This is a genomic window from Bacillus sp. UNC41MFS5 (genome assembly GCF_000686805.1).
The window spans coordinates 149,354-165,012 of the sequence record NZ_KK366019.1; the positions used below are offsets into that span (position 1 = coordinate 149,354).

The following is a 15,659-nucleotide window of genomic DNA, read 5'->3' on the forward strand; positions in this document are numbered from 1 at the left end:
AATGATGGAGCAAACAATAGTCACGTTTTACACAAGGAAAAGCTGCCCGCTTTGTGAGAAAGCAAAGTCCACACTGCAAGAACTTAGCAAAGATTGGGATTTCGATTTAGAAGAAATTGATATTGAATCCAGTGATGAATTAACCGAACAATACGGTTTAATGATTCCCGTCGTTCATATTGACGGAGTAGAAGCAGGTTTTGGTGTTATTAACAAATTTGACATAAGTAACCGTTTGCATGAAAAAAAAGCCAATCTTAACAGTTGAAATAGGTTTTCACTCCTGTTACAATAAAAAATGTAGCAGGGGTTATTTTTTTTGGATGTAGCGGGACATAATATGTCTATGGTGGACATTTTGAGACCAACTACATATAATAAAGGAGCATGAGATTCATGCAGTCATTAATCGATATCCAGAAAAGACTATTACCCGATCTCCTTCAAGTCCTTCAGAAGAGATATTCTATCCTAAGATATATAGGTTTTATGCAACCGGTAGGAAGAAGGAGTTTAGCGGTTAGCTTGGGATATACGGAAAGAGTCCTTCGAGGCGAAGTAGAATTCCTAAGGGAGCAAAATCTAATTTACACAAATAATGTGGGAATGAGTTTAACGCCTGAAGGGAAAAATTTGCTCGAAGACTTAGAAGGCTTTATGCGTGAATTAAAAGGTATTGATGTGATGGAGTTGGAATTAAAGCACCGACTCGGTATTAAAAAAGTCATCATTGTGCCAGGCGATAGTGATGAATCGCCGATGGTAAAAGGTGAACTTGGCAAGGCATGTGCGGTGTGCATGAAAAAGTTACTCGGCGGAAAAAATATCATTGCTGTTACTGGCGGTTCAACGATGGCTGCTGTCGCAGAAAGGCTTTCACCCGAGCATAACCAGAAAGAACTACTATTTGTCCCAGCAAGAGGCGGAGTAGGCGAGGATGTACACAATCAAGCAAATACGATTTGCTCGATCATGTCGAAAAACACCCATACGAAACATCGAGTGTTTTATGTACCTGACCAGGTTAGTACCGAAATTTATGAATCACTCATCAAAGAACCTGACATTCATGAGGTTTTAAAACTAATTAAATCAGCAAGCATGGTTCTTCATGGGATTGGGGATGCTATCACAATGGCTGAGCGGCGCAAAACGAACTCTGAAGTTTTGCGTATGCTAGAAAATCAACAAGCTGTGGGTGAAGCATTTGGCTATTATTTTAACGAACAAGGCGAAATCGTCCACAAGGTGTCAACGATTGGCCTGCAATTAGAAGATCTAGTTCACATTCCAAATGTCATCGCTGTTGCCGGCGGGGGCTCGAAGGCAAAAGCCATCAAAGCATACTTAAAACAAGCACCGGAATCAACCATTTTAATCACTGATGAGGGTGCAGCAAGAACGTTATTAAAAGGGTAAATCCTTTTTAAAATAAAAAACATCCTTACCCAATTAAAGGAGGAAATTTATTATGTCAGTAAAAGTTGGTATTAACGGATTTGGACGTATCGGTCGTAACGTTTTTCGTGCGGCATTAAACAATAGCAATGTAGAAATCGTTGCGATTAATGATTTAACAGATGCAAACATGCTTGCACATCTTTTAAAATATGACACTGTTCACGGAACTCTTGCAGAAGACGTAACTGTTGATGGTGAATACTTAGTAGTTGGCGGACACAAAGTGAAAGTTATTGCTGAGCGTGATCCTGCACAATTAGGCTGGGGCGATCTAGGTGTTGACGTAGTAGTTGAATCTACAGGCCGATTCACAAAGCGTGAAGATGCTGCGAAACATCTTGAGGCAGGCGCTAAAAAAGTAATCATCTCTGCACCAGCAGATAACGAAGATATCACAATCGTTATGGGTGTTAACGAAGACAAATATGATGCTAACAACCACCATGTTATTTCTAATGCTTCATGTACTACTAACTGTCTTGCTCCGTTTGCAAAAGTATTGAATGATACATTTGGTATCAAACGCGGTATGATGACAACTGTTCACTCTTACACTAATGACCAACAAATCCTTGACTTGCCACATAAGGACTACCGTCGTGCGCGTGCAGCTGCTGAAAACATGATCCCTACTTCAACTGGTGCTGCAAAGGCAGTTGCCCTTGTATTACCTGAACTTAAAGGTAAATTAAACGGTATGGCTATGCGTGTTCCGACTCCAAACGTATCTGTTGTTGACTTGGTAGCAGAATTAGAAAGAGATGTAACAGCTGATGAAGTTAATGCAGCATTAAAAACTGCTGCTGAAGGCCCATTAAAAGGCATTTTAGCATACAGCGATCTTCCTTTAGTTTCTACTGACTACAATGGTGCTACTGTATCTTCAACAATCGATGCATTATCAACAATGGTTCTTGAAGGCAACATGGTTAAGGTATTATCTTGGTACGATAACGAAGTTGGTTACTCTAACCGCGTTGTTGACCTTTGTGACTACCTTGCACAAAAAGGACTTTAATATATTCGAACGGACGATGATTGGATTCCAATCATAAGAAGTTAATCATACAAAGGTTTTCCAAAGGGGAGCGGGGAGTATATGCCCCCCTCCCCTTTTTACTGAGTTTATGCTGAATTTTCAATACTTTAGGAGGTCCTTTATGAATAAGAAAACGCTCAAAGATGTTGATGTAAAAGGGAAACGTGTATTTTGCCGAGTTGATTTTAATGTTCCCATGCAGGATGGAAAAATTACCGATGAAACGCGGATTCGTGCTGCACTTCCAACGATTCAGTATTTAGTTGATCAAGGCGCTAAAGTTATTCTAGCGAGTCACTTCGGCCGTCCAAAAGGTCAAGTCGTTGAAGAAATGCGCTTAACTCCAGTCGGTGTTAGACTATCTGAACTGCTTGGTAAAGACGTGAAGAAGGCAGATGAAGCGTATGGTGATTCTGTGAAAGCATTGATTGAAACGATGACCGAAGGCGATGTCCTGCTGCTTGAAAATGTCCGTTTCTATCCAGGTGAGGAAAAGAATGATCCAGAGTTGGCAAAATCTTTTGCTGAATTAGCAGATGTTTATGTAAATGATGCCTTTGGTGCAGCGCACCGTGCCCATGCATCAACCGAAGGGATTGCGCATATTTTACCAGCGGTTTCCGGATTATTAATGGAAAAAGAATTAGATGTACTTGGTAAAGCACTTTCTAATCCAGAACGCCCATTTACAGCGATTATCGGTGGAGCAAAGGTAAAGGACAAGATTGGTGTTATTGAAAATCTATTAGAATTAGTCGATAACTTAATTATTGGCGGCGGACTTGCTTATACTTTCGTGAAAGCACAAGGCCACGAAGTTGGAAAATCATTGCTTGAGGCTGACAAAATTGATTTAGCAAAATCATTTATTGAAAAAGCAAAGGCAAAGGGTGTTAATTTCTATATGCCTGTAGACGCTGTGGTTGCTGATGATTTCTCTGCTAATGCAAATACAAAGGTAGTTGCAATTGAAGAAATTCCTTCTGATTGGGAAGCACTTGATATTGGACCAAAAACAGCTGAAATCTACCGTGACGTTATTCAAAAATCAAAACTAGTAATTTGGAATGGACCAATGGGTGTATTTGAAATTGATAAATTTGCCGGCGGAACAAAAGCAGTAGCAGAAGCACTTGCTGAAGCAGAAGGTACATATTCAGTCATTGGCGGCGGAGACTCTGCAGCAGCCGTTGAAAAATTCAATTTAGCAGATAAAATGAGCCACATCTCCACAGGAGGCGGCGCTTCCCTAGAATTCATGGAAGGCAAAGCACTCCCAGGTGTAGTTGCATTGAACGATAAATAATTTTATTAGATAGTGTGTTAAACAAGATTTTGCCACTCTGTTGGTTGGAGCGGAAGGCACGAAGACTCCTGCGGGAGTACGGGGCAGGGGAGACCCCACAGGCGCTATAAGCGCCGAGGAGGCTCCCCGGCACGCCCGCGGAAAGCGATGTGCCTGGAGCGGAAATCAACAGACAAGTTTAATAGCATGAACTATGAAAGGATGTGCCAGTATGCGTAAACCAATTATTGCAGGAAACTGGAAAATGAACAAAACACTATCTGAAGCAAAAAGCTTTGCAGAAGAAGTAAAAGGACTAGTACCTGCCCCAGAAAAAATGGACTCTGTAATCTGCGCACCAGCATTATTTTTACAAAGTCTAGTGGAAGTAACAGAAGGAACGAATGTGAAAATTGGTGCTCAAAACATGCACTTTGAAGAAAGCGGAGCATTTACAGGTGAAATCAGCCCGAAAGCACTTGCTGACCTTGCCGTTCAATATGTAATCATCGGACACTCAGAACGCCGTGAAATGTTCAATGAAACCGATGAAACAGTTAACAAGAAAGCACTTGCTGCGTTTAAATACAACTTAACTCCAATCGTATGCTGCGGTGAAACATTAGAGCAGCGTGAAAATGGTGAAACCAATCAATTAGTTGGCGATCAAGTGGCGAAAGCCCTTCAAGGCCTATCAGCTGAACAAGTAAAACAAACCGTCATCGCTTATGAGCCAATTTGGGCGATTGGTACAGGTAAATCTTCTACTTCAGCCGATGCGAACGAAGTATGTGCACATATCCGTCAGGTTGTTGCACAACAATTCTCGCAAGACGTTGCTGATGCGGTAAGAATTCAGTATGGCGGCAGTGTGAAACCAGAAAATATTAAAGAATACATGGCACAACCAGATATTGATGGTGCATTAGTAGGCGGAGCAAGCCTTGAAGCACAATCCTTCTTACAATTATTGGAGGCAGGCAGCTATGAGTAAATCTCCCGTTGCTCTGATCATCCTTGATGGTTTTGGATGCAGGGGCGAAACAAAAGGGAATGCGGTTGCTCAGTCAAAAAAACCTAATTTTGACCGTTTTTGGAGCGAGTATCCACATTCTCATTTAACAGCGTCTGGGGAGGCTGTGGGTCTTCCTGAAGGACAAATGGGTAACTCTGAGGTTGGACACTTAAACATTGGTGCAGGACGTATTGTGTACCAGAGTTTAACTCGTGTAAACATTGCGATTCGTGAAGGTGAATTTGAAAAAAATGAAACCTTCACAGGTGCGATGGAGCACGCCAAGAAAAATGGCACAGCTCTTCATTTATTCGGTTTATTGTCAGACGGCGGTGTCCACAGCCATATTCAACATATGTTTGCCTTACTAAAGCTGGCAAAAGAAGAAGGCGTGGAAAAGGTTTATGTACATGCTTTCCTTGACGGCCGTGATGTTGGTCCGAAAACAGCGACGAAATATATCCAACAAACATTGGATAAAATGAAAGAATACGGTGTAGGTGAATTCGCAACGGTTTCAGGGAGATACTACTCTATGGACCGTGATAAGCGTTGGGAGCGTGTCGAAAAATCGTACCGTTCGATGGTCTATGGCGATGGCCCAACCTACACAAATCCTTTAGATGTTGTGGAAGATTCTTATTCTCATGGAATCTTTGACGAATTCGTGATTCCATCTGTTATTACAAAAGAAGATGGGCAGCCTGTTGCCACGATTCAAGACAATGATGCAGTTATTTTTTATAACTTCCGTCCAGACCGTGCCATTCAGATTTCGAATACATTTACGAACGATGATTTCCGTTCCTTTGACCGTGGGCCAAAGCATCCGAAGGATTTGTTCTTCGTGTGCTTAACTCACTTCAGTGAATCGGTCGATGGATATGTTGCTTTCAAACCAACCAATTTAGATAACACCATTGGTGAAGTATTAGCACAAAACAACTTGAAGCAATTAAGAATTGCTGAAACAGAAAAATATCCACATGTTACATTCTTTATGAGCGGCGGCCGTGAAGAAAAGTTCCCTGGCGAAGAGCGGATTTTAATCAACTCGCCGAAAGTGGCAACCTATGATCTTCAGCCTGAAATGAGTGCTTACGAAGTAACGGATGCACTCTTAAAAGAAATTCAAGCAGATAAATTTGATGCGATTTTACTGAATTTCGCGAACCCTGACATGGTCGGGCATTCAGGTATGCTTGAGCCTACCATTAAAGCGATTGAGACAGTCGATGAATGCTTAGGAAAAATAGTTGATTTAATTTTAGAAAAAGGCGGTTCTGCTATTATTACCGCTGACCATGGAAATGCCGATGAAGTAATTACACTAGAAGGCGAACCAATGACAGCACATACAACGAACCCAGTGCCGGTAATTGTGACAAAACAAGGAATTCAACTCCGTGAGGGAGGAATCCTTGGGGATTTAGCGCCAACTATGTTAGACTTATTGGGTGTTGAAAAGCCAGCTGAAATGACTGGTACATCATTATTAAAATAACTTAATTATTAAGGAGAGATTTTTACATGCCATTTATTGCAGACGTATACGCTCGTGAAGTATTAGATTCCCGCGGTAACCCTACAGTTGAAGTTGAAGTATTTACTGAATCAGGTGCCTTTGGCCGCGCTATGGTTCCAAGTGGTGCTTCCACTGGTGAGTATGAAGCAGTGGAACTACGTGACGGAGACAAAGAACGTTACCTTGGAAAAGGTGTTATTAAAGCGGTAGATAACGTAAACGAAATTATTGCTCCACATCTTGTTGGAGAAGAATTTAGCGTTTTAGATCAAGTATCTATTGACCAAGCTTTAATCGAGCTTGATGGCACAGATAACAAAGGAAAATTAGGTGCTAACGCAATCCTAGGTGTATCAATGGCCGTTGCTCATGCAGCAGCGAACTATTTAGATATTCCTTTATATCAATACCTTGGCGGTTTCAACTCTAAGCAACTTCCTGTACCAATGATGAACATCGTTAATGGCGGGGAACATGCGGATAACAACGTTGATATTCAAGAATTCATGATTATGCCTGTTGGCGCTCCAAACTTCAAAGAAGCGCTTCGTATGGGTGCAGAAATTTTCCATACATTAAAATCTGTTCTTAAAGGCAAAGGCCTTAACACTGCAGTTGGTGACGAAGGCGGTTTTGCTCCAAACTTAGGATCAAACGAAGAAGCTCTTCAAACCATTGTTGAAGCAATCGAAAAAGCTGGTTACAAGCCAGGCGAAGAAGTAATGCTTGCTATGGATGCTGCATCTTCTGAGTTCTACAACAAAGAAGATGGTAAATACCATCTTGCTGGCGAAGGTGTTGTGAAGACATCTGCAGAAATGGTTGACTGGTACGAAGAACTTTCTTCTAAATACCCAATCGTGTCAATTGAAGACGGTTTAGATGAAAATGACTGGGAAGGCCACAAGCTTTTAACAGAACGCCTTGGCAAAAAAGTTCAATTAGTTGGTGATGATTTATTCGTTACTAATACTCGCAAACTTGCTGAAGGTATTGAAAAAGGAATTGGTAACTCCATCCTTATCAAAGTGAACCAAATCGGTACGCTTACTGAAACATTTGATGCCATTGAAATGGCAAAACGCGCTGGTTACACAGCAGTTATCTCTCACCGCTCTGGTGAAACAGAAGACAACACTATTGCTGATATCGCTGTAGCAACTAACGCTGGTCAAATCAAAACTGGTGCTCCTTCTCGTACCGACCGTGTCGCAAAATACAACCAATTGCTTCGCATCGAAGATCAATTAGGTGAAACATCTCAATACCTAGGCAAGAAAACATTCTACAACTTAAGCAAATAATTTTGATGATAAAAGAAGGCGCACATTTTTGGATGTGCCCTTTTTTCTTTTATTAGGCGTGAATGTCACAATAAGGACTATTGTCTTAAGCGACAAAATATGATAAGTTTAATATACTGTGAATTGTGCGACTAACAGGAGGTGGCCTTTATGCATACATTTTTAGTAATCTTATTAGTGATCGTAAGTATTGGACTTATTGGTGTTGTTTTACTTCAATCTGGTAAAAGTGCTGGACTATCTGGTGCCATTTCTGGTGGTGCAGAATCTTTATTTGGTAAGCAGAAAGCACGCGGACTTGATTTGATTCTACATCGTATTACAGTTGTCTTAGCAATCTTGTTTATCTTGCTTGCTATTGCAGTGACTTACTTTAAAATTTAATCATTCACACACAAACCTGGTCCAAGTGGTCAGGTTTTTTGTTTGTTGAAAAAATTAAAATAATGAGCCGTGAGCCTATTTCTGGAATGTTCGCCATGGCTTTGCTAAAACTAAACTAAATGAATTGAAAATAAGGGAGTTTTTATGATGAAAGTTGTTTTACCGAAACCATTTACTTTTGAGGGAGGAAAAAGGGCTGTCCTTCTTTTACATGGCTTTACCGGAAGCTCAGCTGATGTCCGGATGCTGGGGCGTTTTTTAGAAAAAAAGGGTTATACCTGTCATGCCCCGCACTACAAAGGCCACGGAGTACCGCCCGAAGAGCTCGTTCATACGGGTCCAGAAGATTGGTGGCAGGATGTCATTAATGGCTATGAATTTTTGAAAAATAAAGGTCACTCAGAAATCGCCGTGGCAGGATTATCCCTTGGTGGCGTATTTTCGTTGAAATTGGGATACACTGTACCTATAAAAGCGATTATACCGATGTGTGCACCGATGCATATAAAAAGCGAAGAGGTCATGTACGAAGGAATTCTTGAATATGCTCGTGAATTTAAAAATCGTGAAGGAAAATCAAACGAGCAAATCGAAATGGAAATGAATGAGTTTAATAAAACACCAATGAAAACATTAAAAGCCTTACAGGCATTGATCGCAGATGTGCGTGAAAATGTGGATATGATTTATGCACCCACATTTGTTGTGCAGGCACGTCATGACAAAATGATTAACACCGAAAGTGCGAACATTATTTATAACGAAATCGAATCAGTCGTGAAGGAATTAAAATGGTACGAAGAATCCGGTCATGTCATCACACTCGACAAGGAGCGGGAGCAATTACATGAGGATGTGTATACCTTTTTAGAAAAGCTAGACTGGCGCGATTAACAAAGTACCTACAAAGGAGGATTAGTTTGGAAGATAATATTCAAAAGCATATAGACAAGGTCTTACAATACATGAAGGATGAGGCCTACAAGCCATTAACTGTTCAAGAACTGGAAACTGCCTTTGGTATCCAGGACTCAAGTGACTTTAAGGAATTTGTAAAAGCACTCGTCCAAATGGAAGAAAAGGGTCTAGTAGTCAGAACGCGCAGTAACCGCTACGGACTTCCGGAGAAAATGAACTTAATACGCGGAAAGCTGATCGGTCATGCAAAGGGGTTTGCCTTTGTCGCACCAGATGAGCCGGGAATGGATGATATTTTCATTCCACCAAATGAAACAAACACCGCGATGCATGGAGATATCGTTTTAGCACGTGTATCTTCGGAAAGTAGTGGGCAGCGCCGGGAAGGAAGTATTATCCGCATCATTGAACGCGGAGTCCAGCAAATCGTCGGAACGTATGTGGAAAGCAAAAGCTTTGGTTTTGTGATTCCAGATGATAAGAAGTTTGCTAGTGATATTTTTATCCCAAAAGCAGCTTCTAAAGGAGCAGTTGAAGGTCATAAAGTTGTTGTAAAACTGACCACCTATCCAGAAGGGCGGAAAAGCGCAGAGGGTGAAGTCATTACCATCCTTGGCCACAAAAACGACCCGGGCGTGGACATCCTTTCAGTCATACATAAACACGGCCTGCCCATGTCTTTTCCTGATGAGGTGTTAAAACAGGCAAATGAGGTGCCTGACACCATTGATGAAAGTGAATTGGCCAATCGACGCGACCTAAGGAATGAAACGATTGTGACGATTGACGGGGCTGACGCCAAAGACTTGGATGATGCAGTCACTGTAACTAGGCTTGAAAACGGTAACTATAAGCTCGGGGTCCATATCGCTGATGTAAGCTATTATGTCAAAGAGGGAACTCCAATTGATCTTGAGGCGGAGGAACGAGCAACGAGTGTCTATTTAGTTGACCGGGTGATCCCGATGATTCCGCATCGTTTATCAAATGGAATCTGCTCGTTAAATCCCAAAGTGGACCGTCTCGTTTTATCCTGCGAAATGGAAATTACCTCCGAGGGTGCCGTTGTTTCACATGAAATTTTTCAATCTGTGATTAAAACAACGGAGCGGATGACCTATCATGATGTGAACCTCATTTTGGCTGAAAATGATGAAGAAACACGTGCCCGGTATGAGCCGCTTGTGCCGATGTTTGAAATGATGGAAGAGTTGGCTGCCATCCTACGAAACAAGCGGATGAAGCGTGGTGCGATTGACTTTGATTTTAAGGAATCGAAGGTGCTAGTAGATGAGGAAAGCAAGCCAATCGATGTCGTTCTTCGAGAGCGGTCTGTAGCCGAAAGATTAATTGAAGAGTTTATGCTTGCAGCGAATGAAACGGTAGCAGAGCATTTTCACTGGATGGAAGTTCCGTTTATTTACCGAATCCACGAGGATCCTAAGGAAGATAAATTACGGAGATTTTTCGAGTTCATTACGAATTTCGGATATATTGTAAAAGGTACCGCAAATGATGTGCATCCAAGAGCCCTTCAAGAAATTATTGAAGAAGTTCAAGGGAAGCCGGAGGAAATGGTGATTTCAACTGTCATGCTGCGGTCGATGCAACAGGCAAAGTATGATCCGGAAAGCCTTGGGCATTTCGGATTGTCAACCGAGTTCTACACTCATTTCACTTCACCGATTCGCCGGTATCCGGATACGATCGTGCATCGGTTAATTCGTACCTATTTAATCGAAGGAAAGCTGGATTCGACAACACAGGAAAAATGGAATGTACGCTTGCCAGAGATTGCCGATCATTCTTCAAAAATGGAGCGCCGCGCAGTAGATGCTGAGCGGGAAACCGATGAATTGAAGAAAGCGGAGTACATGGAGGACAAAATTGGCGTTGAATATGACGGGATTATTAGCTCTGTAACGAATTTTGGAATGTTTGTGGAGCTGCCAAATACGATTGAAGGCCTCGTTCATGTCAGCTATATGACCGATGATTACTATCGTTTTGATGAGCGTCATTTTGCGATGATTGGTGAGCGGACAGGGAATGTCTTCCGAATTGGCGACGAGATTACCGTCCGGGTAGTTAAGGTGAATAAAGACGAACGCTCCATCGATTTTGAAATTGTCGGCATGAAAGGAACGCGCCGGGAACGTGTCGAGACGGCAAAGGTTTTCCAGACAGGCAGCGATACCAAAAAGCCGCGCCGCAATAAACAGCAAGGCGACCGTACTCAAGACCGCAATCAAAAGTCTGAAACGGGTGGCGGTCAGGGTAACAAAGCGAAAAAGAAAAGAAAATTTTACGATAATGTCCCTAAAAATAAAAGCACTAAACGAAAAAACCGATAAATTATTACGTTTTGACTTGTTGTTGATACGAAAAAGAAAAACACACTAAATTGAACTGCACCCCGTCAAGTAGACAGTGGAAATAATAAAAATTCACTAAGCGGCTTTAGCTCTATATTCCATAGGGCTGAGGCCGTTTAGTCGTTTTTGATATCTTTCATAATTATAAAATTTAATGTAATCATCTATCGCAATAGAAAGTTCCTCGAATGTCTCATACTTATGTAAATAATACTTTTCACATTTAAGTGTTCCCCAAAAAGATTCCATTGGTCCGTTATCAATACATCTACCCACCCGGGACATACTCTGCATCATCTCAGCGGCATCTAACTTTCGCTTAAATCCATGAGAGGTGTATTGGTACCCTCGATCACTATGAATGAGTGGCTTGTCTCCATCTAAATGGGTTATTGCTTGGTCTAGCGTCTTAAAGACAAGGTTATTATTATTTGAATGTCCTAAAACATAGCTTACAATCGACCCATCATATAGATCACGAATCGCACTTAAATAAGCCTTTTTAGATTGGCCATACTTAAGTTCAGTGACATCCGTAACCCATTTTTCATTCGGTTTTTCCGCTATGAACTCACGATTGAGCACATTTTCTGCAACGTGTTGCGGAGTTGAGGGCTTATACCGTTTCTTCTTTTTCCGAATGACGCTTTCTAGGCCAGATATCTTCATTAGTCTATAAATTCGCTTATGATTGAGGTCCTCTTCGAATTTCCGGTTCATATTTAAAGTCATTTGACGGTATCCATAGATTCCATCAACTTTCTCATGAAGAGCCTTCATTTCCTTTATAATTTCTTCATTTCGAAGTTCACGAACAGAAGGTGTGCGATTCAGCCACTTATAATAAGCAGATCGTGCAATCCCTGCAATCTCACAAAGTAAGATGATGGTAAGACCTTCTTCCTGATGTAGCTCTTGGATTGCGATATACTTATCTTCAAATCGAATTTGACTTATCTTCGCCTCCTTTCGATCTCCTCTAACTTTTTTAAGAATGCGTTCTCTGCACGTAAACGTTCATTTTCTTTTTCAAGCTTTTGCATCTCGAGTTTAACTTTCTCTTCTGGAGAAAGCTCTGCTTCTACTTTATTTTTTCCTCGCTTATCCTTAAGCGCTTCGTCTCCGCCATCTTCATACTTTTTAACCCACTGATATACTTGTTGGTACGAGACTTTAAAATCCACCGCTGCCTTCTGATAATCTTTATCGTTCTCCAGGCAATAGTGCACAATTTGTTTCTTTTCATCTAATGTGGTTGTTCTTCCTTTAGTCATAGCACTTGACCTTCCTTTAGGCGTATCATCTAATTCGCTATGACTATTATACTTTTTAATCCACTTGCGAAGGATAGAATTATCCGAGATTTCATACTTTCTTGTAATCTCCCGAAGGGAGTATTCCCCGGAGAGATAATCCTTTATGGCAGCCAGCTTTAATTCCTTGGAATATCCCTTCCAAGTGGAGGACTCTTTTAGACCTTCCGTTCCATAATTCTCGAATTTGTATTTCCATTCATAAATGGTGGTGTGGTTTACCTTGAAAATGGATTCAAGTTCGCTTATTGAATGCGTACCATCCTCCCACGCTTTTAATATCTTAAATTTATCTTCCGCTGAATAAGCTCTTTTAGACATTAAAAATGCTCCCCTTCAAGCAAACAGATTTTTATTTTTTAATCTGTCTACCTAAAGGGGAGCATATCAAATCTCGTGTGTTTTTCTTTTTATTTGAATCCACTATTAGATAAACCATTTTTTAAAATAACCTGTTCTTGGGGGCCTTAAAAAAAGCCTCTTCTCGAACAGGTTTCTATGTTTTTTTAATTTTTTGCTGTTATTTTACTGAGGATTCTTTTTCGAATTAAATCTATGAACAATAAGGATAATGGGAATAAAAACCCGATTGTTATCATAAGTGGAGTCCAAACATCGAGACTTGCTGACCGTGAATATGTAATATTTGGGTATATGACTAAAGAAAGGACAACTAAAATCATACCTAAAGGTAATGTCAACGGCCTGTAATCTTTTAAATTTAATATTTGTGCAAATCCAACTGCAGATCCAAAAAAATAAATGATCATTTTGAAATAAAGTGAAATGAACCAAATTATTGCCAGCATTGCTTCTAAACGTTGTACAAATCCCCCTACATTAATTTTTCTAGCTAATGAATAACTTGGATACAATTGCCTTACTGAATTATCGACCCCAAGAACTAGAATACTTAAAATGGTAAAGGATAATAGCAAAATCCCTCCAATTAAATTCCCAAAAATAAAACCTTTAAAAGCCCGTTTAGGCTGATTAATATAGGCAGGAAAAACCATTAGCAGACAGATTAGCGACAGAGAAGAAAATTGTAAATACAAGAGGGCAGTCAATATTATTGGTTTTATCCCCGTCTCCATGACAGGCTGCATATTTTGAACTTCAATTTTAGGAGAAAGAAAAAGGATAAAAATAATAAAAAACATCATAAACCATGGAAATAGTATTTCTCCAGTTCGTGCTATTGTTTCTATTCCGAGCCGTACCCCTTGAATGATAATTAAGATAAAGAGAATATGAATCACTTCAATAGGTGTTTCGGGAATGAATTGTGTGGTCAAAAAATCTCCTAAAAAAAATAGCAGAGTTGCTGCAGCAAGGAACAAGCAACAACAAAAAATGAAAGAAATGATTTTGCCTAACCATTTTCCTAACAGTTTTTCATTTATTTCGACCAGCGTCATATTGGGAAAACGAATTCCAAGGGTGTTATACAACCACATAATCAATAATCCAATCATAATTCCAAGAATTACAGAAATCCACGCATCTTGTTTTGCGTATGAAATTAGACCCGCAGGTGCATTTAAGATAGTACTACCGACTGTTAATAATATTACTAATATTGTAAATTGAGCTACTGATATTTTACCGTCCTTCAGCATAGTTATTTTCCTTTTCATTTATTTAATCTATTTACCAGAGAAATTTATTCTGTTTAAAATATGCCAACTGTCAATCTATATTTTCTTCGAGTTATGGAGATATTATTCTTTGATAGAAAAAATAGGAAGCTGTTGAGAAAATCGTCCAATAGAATGTTCTATTCCAGTATAGCTATGTATTTAATTAAATGGAAAGGGGCGTATTCCATGACACAGAGATTTCCAATTTTTATTTTATTGATTGCAATTCTATTACTTACAGCAGGTTGCTGGAATCGTCGTGAATTAAATGAACTTGCCATAACTCTGGCCATGGGAATCGATCGTACTATAGATGGTAAATATCTTGTAACGGCTCAAGTGGTAATTCCAGGGGAAATAACCGAAAAAGCAAGAGGGAGTTCATCAGTAATCATCTTTCAGGCAAAGGGGGCTACCGTCCTTGAGGCAATACGAAAAATGACCAAAGAGGCTCCTAGGAAAATTTATCCTTCACATCTCCGAATCCTGGTGATTGGAGAGGCATTGGCAAAAGAGGGAATCGGGAAACCATTAGATGTACTGTCAAGAGATTGGGAAGTGAGGTCAGATTTCTATATTGCTGTAGCTAAGGGAAGGAAGGCAGAAGACATACTAAAGGTGCAAACCTCTTTAGAAAAAATACCTGCCAATCAATTGTTCAACACACTTGAAGTATCAGCAAAAGCATGGGCAGCAACTAGATATGTGACGTTAGATGAACTGATTGCAAATATGGTAAGTGAAGGGAAAGAACCTGTGTTAACCGGTATCCATGTAAAGTTAGAAGGCGATAAAGAAACTTCCTTCAGCAAACAAAATATAGAAGCGAGCAATCCACCCGCTAGGTTGTATTTTCAAGAATTAGCGGTTTTTGATGGAGATAAATTAATTGGCTGGTTAAATGAACTACAAAGTAAAACTTATACGATTGTGACAAATAATGAATTTGGTTCTGTTGGGAATGTTTCATGTCCAAAGCACGGAAAATTCGTTTATCAAATAACGAATTCAGAAACAAAGGTAAAGGGAAAGATACGCCATGGAAATCCTGAAATTGATGTTGCTATTAAGGTGGAGGGTAAGGTAGCAGATGTAGAATGCGATATCAATTTGAAAAGTTCAAAATCAATAGTTAAGTTGGAGAAAATCTATGAAAAAGAAACGAAAAAAATGATTCAACAGGCAATCAAACAAGTGCAGGAAAATAATAAAGTTGACATTTTTGGTTTTGGCGAGGCGATTCATCGGGCGGACCCTAAAGCATGGGAAAAACTAAAAAAAGATTGGGATAAAAAATTTCAGGACTTGAAGGTCAATATTACGATAGATGGAAAAATCAGTGGTATCGGAACAGTTAGTAATTCATTTCTCGAAAAAATAAATTAAATCATTAGAAA

13 protein-coding genes are annotated in these 15,659 nt (G+C 40.1%); 11 read left to right on the forward strand and 2 right to left on the reverse strand.

Features of this window, described 5'->3' with window-relative positions; translation table 11 throughout:
• The first annotated feature begins 4 nt into the window (after positions 1 to 4).
• The 10 genes from BR30_RS0127285 to rnr all read left to right on the forward strand — a co-directional run bounded on the left by BR30_RS0127285 (position 5) and on the right by rnr (position 11,285).
• Positions 5 to 268: a glutaredoxin family protein gene (locus tag BR30_RS0127285; RefSeq protein WP_026567796.1), complete on the forward strand. Its 264-nt coding sequence runs from the start codon at positions 5 to 7 to the stop codon at positions 266 to 268.
• 128 nt (positions 269 to 396) lie between these two features.
• Positions 397 to 1,419 (forward strand): sugar-binding transcriptional regulator, encoded by a 1,023-nt coding sequence (locus tag BR30_RS0127290; RefSeq protein ID WP_026567797.1) that lies wholly within the window; start codon positions 397 to 399, stop codon positions 1,417 to 1,419.
• Between the two features lie 52 nt (positions 1,420 to 1,471).
• On the forward strand, positions 1,472 to 2,479 hold the full coding sequence (gene gap, locus BR30_RS0127295; RefSeq protein WP_026567798.1) for a type I glyceraldehyde-3-phosphate dehydrogenase: 1,008 nt from the start codon (positions 1,472 to 1,474) through the stop codon (positions 2,477 to 2,479).
• A 142-nt stretch (positions 2,480 to 2,621) separates the two neighbouring features.
• Entirely contained in the window at positions 2,622 to 3,806 is a 1,185-nt protein-coding gene (locus BR30_RS0127300) for a phosphoglycerate kinase (protein WP_026567799.1), read from the forward strand.
• A 211-nt stretch (positions 3,807 to 4,017) separates the two neighbouring features.
• A complete protein-coding gene (gene tpiA / locus BR30_RS0127305; RefSeq protein WP_026567800.1) occupies positions 4,018 to 4,779 on the forward strand; it encodes a triose-phosphate isomerase in 762 nt (253 codons plus the stop codon).
• Positions 4,772 to 6,304, forward strand: a complete 1,533-nt coding sequence (gpmI, locus tag BR30_RS0127310) for a 2,3-bisphosphoglycerate-independent phosphoglycerate mutase (protein ID WP_026567801.1) — start codon at positions 4,772 to 4,774, stop codon at positions 6,302 to 6,304. The genes tpiA and gpmI overlap by 8 nt, the downstream gene beginning before the upstream one ends.
• 26 nt (positions 6,305 to 6,330) lie before the next feature.
• The gene (gene eno, locus BR30_RS0127315; RefSeq protein WP_026567802.1) at positions 6,331 to 7,629 is read left to right on the forward strand and encodes a phosphopyruvate hydratase; all 1,299 of its coding nucleotides are present in this window, start codon (positions 6,331 to 6,333) and stop codon (positions 7,627 to 7,629) included.
• Positions 7,630 to 7,779: 150 nt separating this feature from the next.
• Positions 7,780 to 8,013, forward strand: coding sequence for a preprotein translocase subunit SecG (gene secG, locus BR30_RS0127320; protein ID WP_026567803.1), 234 nt, complete (start codon positions 7,780 to 7,782; stop codon positions 8,011 to 8,013).
• A 147-nt stretch (positions 8,014 to 8,160) separates the two neighbouring features.
• A complete protein-coding gene (locus BR30_RS0127325) occupies positions 8,161 to 8,907 on the forward strand; it encodes an alpha/beta hydrolase (RefSeq protein ID WP_026567804.1) in 747 nt (248 codons plus the stop codon).
• A gap of 71 nt (positions 8,908 to 8,978) precedes the next feature.
• Positions 8,979 to 11,285, forward strand: a complete 2,307-nt coding sequence (gene rnr, locus BR30_RS0127330) for a ribonuclease R (protein WP_442853008.1) — start codon at positions 8,979 to 8,981, stop codon at positions 11,283 to 11,285.
• 96 nt (positions 11,286 to 11,381) lie between these two features.
• On the opposite strand, the gene BR30_RS36260 is transcribed toward rnr, so the two are convergent.
• A protein-coding gene (locus BR30_RS36260; RefSeq protein ID WP_155928877.1) for an IS3 family transposase occupies positions 11,382 to 12,940 on the reverse strand; the annotation gives its coding sequence in 2 pieces (ribosomal slippage) (positions 11,382 to 12,307 and positions 12,307 to 12,940; 1,560 coding nt in all).
• Between the two features lie 185 nt (positions 12,941 to 13,125).
• Complete coding sequence (locus BR30_RS0127345; protein ID WP_155928879.1) at positions 13,126 to 14,259, reverse strand: GerAB/ArcD/ProY family transporter; 1,134 nt, start codon at positions 14,257 to 14,259, stop codon at positions 13,126 to 13,128.
• Positions 14,260 to 14,448: 189 nt separating this feature from the next.
• Here BR30_RS0127345 and BR30_RS0127350 point away from each other — a divergent pair, with 189 nt between their 5' ends.
• The gene (locus BR30_RS0127350) at positions 14,449 to 15,648 is read left to right on the forward strand and encodes a Ger(x)C family spore germination protein (protein ID WP_026567809.1); all 1,200 of its coding nucleotides are present in this window, start codon (positions 14,449 to 14,451) and stop codon (positions 15,646 to 15,648) included.
• The last annotated feature ends 11 nt before the right edge of the window (positions 15,649 to 15,659 follow it).